Annotated in this window: 7 protein-coding genes; all 7 read right to left on the reverse strand. The window is 70.7% G+C overall.

The window, feature by feature from the left end; genetic code table 11:
* Window positions 1-136: 136 nt before the first annotated feature.
* Window positions 137-829 (reverse strand): ATP-binding protein, encoded by a 693-nt coding sequence (locus ABZ374_RS48105; RefSeq protein ID WP_360325062.1) that lies wholly within the window; start codon window positions 827-829, stop codon window positions 137-139.
* Window positions 829-1098, reverse strand: coding sequence for a hypothetical protein (locus ABZ374_RS48110; RefSeq protein WP_360325065.1), 270 nt, complete (start codon window positions 1096-1098; stop codon window positions 829-831). Before ABZ374_RS48110 ends, ABZ374_RS48105 begins: the two co-directional genes overlap by 1 nt.
* A 745-nt stretch (window positions 1099-1843) precedes the next feature.
* Complete coding sequence (locus ABZ374_RS48115) at window positions 1844-2239, reverse strand: hypothetical protein (RefSeq protein ID WP_360325067.1); 396 nt, start codon at window positions 2237-2239, stop codon at window positions 1844-1846.
* A 1-nt stretch (window position 2240) separates the two neighbouring features.
* Window positions 2241-2429 (reverse strand): hypothetical protein, encoded by a 189-nt coding sequence (locus ABZ374_RS48120; protein WP_360325070.1) that lies wholly within the window; start codon window positions 2427-2429, stop codon window positions 2241-2243.
* A gap of 71 nt (window positions 2430-2500) precedes the next feature.
* A complete protein-coding gene (locus ABZ374_RS48125) occupies window positions 2501-2974 on the reverse strand; it encodes a WhiB family transcriptional regulator (protein ID WP_360325073.1) in 474 nt (157 codons plus the stop codon).
* On the reverse strand, window positions 2971-3615 hold the full coding sequence (locus ABZ374_RS48130; RefSeq protein WP_360325075.1) for a DNA cytosine methyltransferase: 645 nt from the start codon (window positions 3613-3615) through the stop codon (window positions 2971-2973). The genes ABZ374_RS48125 and ABZ374_RS48130 overlap by 4 nt, the downstream gene beginning before the upstream one ends.
* Window positions 3612-3845, reverse strand: a complete 234-nt coding sequence (locus ABZ374_RS48135; RefSeq protein ID WP_360325079.1) for a hypothetical protein — start codon at window positions 3843-3845, stop codon at window positions 3612-3614. Before ABZ374_RS48135 ends, ABZ374_RS48130 begins: the two co-directional genes overlap by 4 nt.
* Window positions 3846-3982 lie beyond the last annotated feature (137 nt).

The raw sequence follows: 3982 nt of genomic DNA on the forward strand, positions 1-3982 counted from the left end.
CGCATCACGAGCCGGCGGACGCGTTCCCGCTCGGCGAGTGCGTGCGTGCCCTGGACCATCAGCGCCTCGGTGATGGCCCGCTCCCGGCGGAGGGCTTGGACGTCGGCGTATCCGAGGGGCTCGACCTCGCGGGTGGTCATGCGGCCGCCCGTCGGCGGTCGTCGCCGCGCAGCACGACCCGGGTGCACATGCCGACGAGGCGGGACGCGACGCGCTCGCCGAGCTTGGGGCCGAGTTCCTTGATCGGCACGTTCGAGGTGACCAGCGTCGGCAGGCCGTTCTCGTACCGCGAGTTGATCAGCCGGTAGTTGATCTCCTCGGTGAACTCGCTGTCCTTCGCGGCGCCGAGGTCGTCGAGGATCAGGAGGCGGGCGCCGGCGTACCGCCGGAACTCGGTCTCGCTGTCGATGTTGTGGCGGGGGCGGAGCGACGCGTACATGTCGGCGGCGGTGGTTGCGGTCCACGCGCAGCGGACGCCGGTGACGGCGATGTTCCGCATGGCGGCGTAGGCCAGGTGCGTCTTCCCGATGCCGGTGGGGCCGAGGAGCAGGAGCGAGGGGCCGCGCATGATCGTCGCGCAGACGGATCCGGTGGTTGCCGCGGCGACGACTTCGTCGGTCCAGGTGGCGACGTCGGGGTGGTCGAGGACGGCGTTGCGGTAGTGCCAGGGGATGTTCTTGTCGCAGTGGGCGAGTTCGGTGCGGACGATGTTCGGCTTGGCGTAGGGGTTGCCGTCGTCGAGGTTGAGCCAGTGGGGGCTGATGTCGCGCATCGCGAGGATCTTGGCGAGGCTGGCGGGGATCGGGTCGATGGCGGGCGCGATGTCCATCAGAGTTCTCCGTCGTAGGCGTTGGGGTCGGTGGGGTTTTGGAAGGGCGTGTAGCCGCCGGAGACGGCGCGGAGTGGCGGGCGCTCGGTGCCGGCAGCAGGGAGAGGCGGGAGTTCGGCCCAGCCCTGCATGAAGTAGCGGGCGGACTCGACCGGAGTGCGCACGGCGACCTTGCGGGCGAACTCGACCATCGCGGGGATGCCGACGCGCTTGATGACGGCGTGGAGCTTGAGCCACTCGTTCGAGGTGAAGGGCCAGCGGACGATCACGCCGTTGGCGGTGAGGCCGTCGACGAGGGGGCGGGCGAACTCGGGGATCTCGCTGCGCGCTGCGTCGCTGTCGCCCCTGCTTGCCTTCTGTTCAACTGCGTTAACTGCGTGAACTGCGTTTCGGGGGTCAGATTCTGTACCCCCCCGGGGTTCAAATCCGATACCCCCCGGGTCAGATTCCGTACCTCCCCGGGGTTTAGAACCGGTACCCCCCTGGGGTTCCTGAATCTGACCCGGGGGGTCGGATTCAACCCCTCCCTCAATATGGGGCGTTTCGGACGCGATGCGCGAGTGGCCAGCCGCCCCTGGGATCCGGTACCGCGTCTCACCCTGGGGGCCCTTTCGCCCCGGTACGGCCCGCAGTTCGCCGCTCGTTCGCAGAGAGTCGAGCGCGGTCTTCACGGCCGACTTCGACGCGTTCGCCCGACGCATCAGGAACGTGCTGCCCGCATAGGCGGAGCAGTCCTTGCCGCTGGCCTTGTCGGCGATGGCCAGCAGTACGAGGCGGGCCGTGCCCTTGGACTGGGAGTGCTCCCAGACCCAGTCCTGCGCGTCGAGACTCAAGGCGAACATCCTTCGGGTCGTACCGGAGTGCGATCGGTTGCGATTTCCGAAGGCCCGGCTTCGGGCCTTCACCTCGTTACTGTTTGAAATCGCCCAGGCGTTTCAGAGAAGCGAGAACTTTCTGGGTGCCGTGCTCCCGCGGCGGGGGTGTGGACGCCCCGCCCCGGGGGTGTGGTGGGTCCTAGAGGCTGTCGAGGAGGGCGTCGCTCAGGGCCCGCATCACGTCCTCGCGCGCCACGGGCAGCACGTCGGGGGCGAACGCCACGTGGACGCGGACGGAGGGCCGGCCCGCGTGCTCACGCACGAGGGCGTCCGGGTCGGGCTCCAGGCCGTCGGCGCCGATCGCGACGGCCCACGGGGACAGGTCGGCGGCGTGGATGATCAGGTCGTGGATTGCCGCCTGCGCGGCCTCGTAGTCGGGGCGCGGGAGCCCGCCCCAGGTCTCGCTGGTGTCGCCGATGCCCCTGTCGACGATGGACTCGCCGACGCACCCGTACTCGGCGTCGTCGGTGAGGCTGTAGTGCTGGCGTGCGGCCTCGGCCATCAGGTCGGCCTGGGTGTACGGCTGGTCGGTCACGTCAGTCCTTGGTGGTGTCGGCGAGTCCGGCGGCGAGGTGCCGGCTGGCGGCCTGCCGGACGGCGGGGTCGAGCTGCATCCACGCGTCGTAGGGCAGGCCGAGGATCGAGCGGTACGCGGCGGCCAACTCGTCGCGCAGCCGGAGTACTTCGGCGCCGGCGTCGGTCAGGGTGTGGGTGAGGTCGGTCATGTCGGTCCCGTCTCGCGGTAGTTGGTTGGGGTCGGGGCCCGGCGGGGTCGTGTCGCTGGCCGGGCCCCGGGTCAGGCGGACACGCTCTCGGCGGCCTTCTTCGCGGCATCCGCGGCGGCCTTGCGCTCCTTGAGCAGGGCGACTCGCTCGGCCGGCCCCATGCCGCCCCGGTAGCCGGACTGCGAGGCGATCGCCGGGTTGAGCTGAAGCTCTTCCTCCAGGCAAATGAGGCGCACCGGACACCGATCGCAGGCCGCGGCAGCGTCCGGGTGCACGGAGCCAGTGCCCTCGAACAGGGCGGGCTTCATGAAGCGGCAGGCTGCGTGCATCGCCCATTCCTGGGTGTCGGTGATCCGCAGTGGGCCGCGGGGCTTGGGCTGCTTCGGTGCGGCCTTGGGCTTGGGCTTCATGGGGCCCATGCCGATGCCGTCGGTGCGCTGGCACAGCCGGCAGGAACTGCGAAGTCCGTCCCGCTGGTAGGCGTTGCGGTTGAAGTCGGAAGTGGGCTTCGTCTTCCCGCACTTGGTGCAGGTCTTGGTGGTCACCTGGTCACCTCGGTGGCGTACAGAGCGGCTCGGAGGTGACCGCCGATGAGTCGGGTGTAGGCGGGCGGGATGGCCTTGCGGGCTTCCTTGTTCGTCATCCAGGTGCAGCCCATGGCGTCGGCGTAGTCCCGCTCGGACGAGTGGTCGAACGGACGCAGGCCGCGGTGGTGCCAGCACGGCGCGGTGAGGCGGACGCCGGACCAGGACGTCTCGAACGCGCGATGCCGCTTGACGGCCAGGCCGAGCATCGACCCGCAGAGCAGGTAGTCGGGGCGGACGGGCGCCTCGGGCACGTTCTCGATCACCCAGGGGCGACCTGTCGCCGCGAGGAGCGGCCTGCCGGGGGTGACCAGGTCGACGTGGTCTGCCTGGTTCCCGCGCCACAGAGTCACGTTGGCGAAGCCCTCGCAGGGAAACGAGGCGTGGATGGCGTCGTACTCGGCGCCGTGCTCGACCAGGTAGGTCAGGGCGTCGGCCTGCACGAACTCGTCGCCGCAGTAGTTGGGTTGCGCGACGTGGTCGATGCCGGTGACGTGAAATCCGACGTCCTGGTAGCCGCGGGCCGCGCCTCCCGCGCCGCAGCACAGATCGAGGAGGCGGGGCTTGAGGGCGTCGGCGACTTCGAGCTGTCCGGCGATCACGCCGCGGCCCTCCGTCCCGCGCGCTCGTCGGCGATCAGGGCCAGCTCGTCGGCGGCGATCACCGCGTCGACGTAGGCGGCGACGTCTCCGTCTCCGCGCAGGCACTGGGCGAGCCACGCGGCGTGGGAGGCGAGGTTCCTGGCCTGGACGGCGTGGGCTCCGGCGGAGGCGCGGCGGGTCTCCCAGCGGATCTGGGTGAGGGGCCGCAGGTCGGCGAGCGTGGCGGTCACCGGGCACCTCCCGTGGCCTGGTCGGCGCGGGCGATGCGGCGTTCGACCAGCGCCTGCCACTCGTCGTACAGCCAGGCGACGCGCGGCGTGGACTCCCCGCCGAGGAGCGCGTCGTGGTAGGCGTGCGCGGCGGCCTC

Source organism: Embleya sp. NPDC005971, from assembly GCF_040629175.1.
Lineage (GTDB): Bacteria > Actinomycetota > Actinomycetes > Streptomycetales > Streptomycetaceae > Embleya.

Coding starts and splice junctions, on each gene's coding strand:
- ABZ374_RS48105 (WP_360325062.1), bottom strand. CDS start 829: ATGGACATCGCGCCCGCCATCGACCCGATCCCCGCCAGCCTCGCCAAG.
- ABZ374_RS48120 (WP_360325070.1), bottom strand. CDS start 2,429: ATGACCGACCTCACCCACACCCTGACCGACGCCGGCGCCGAAGTACTC.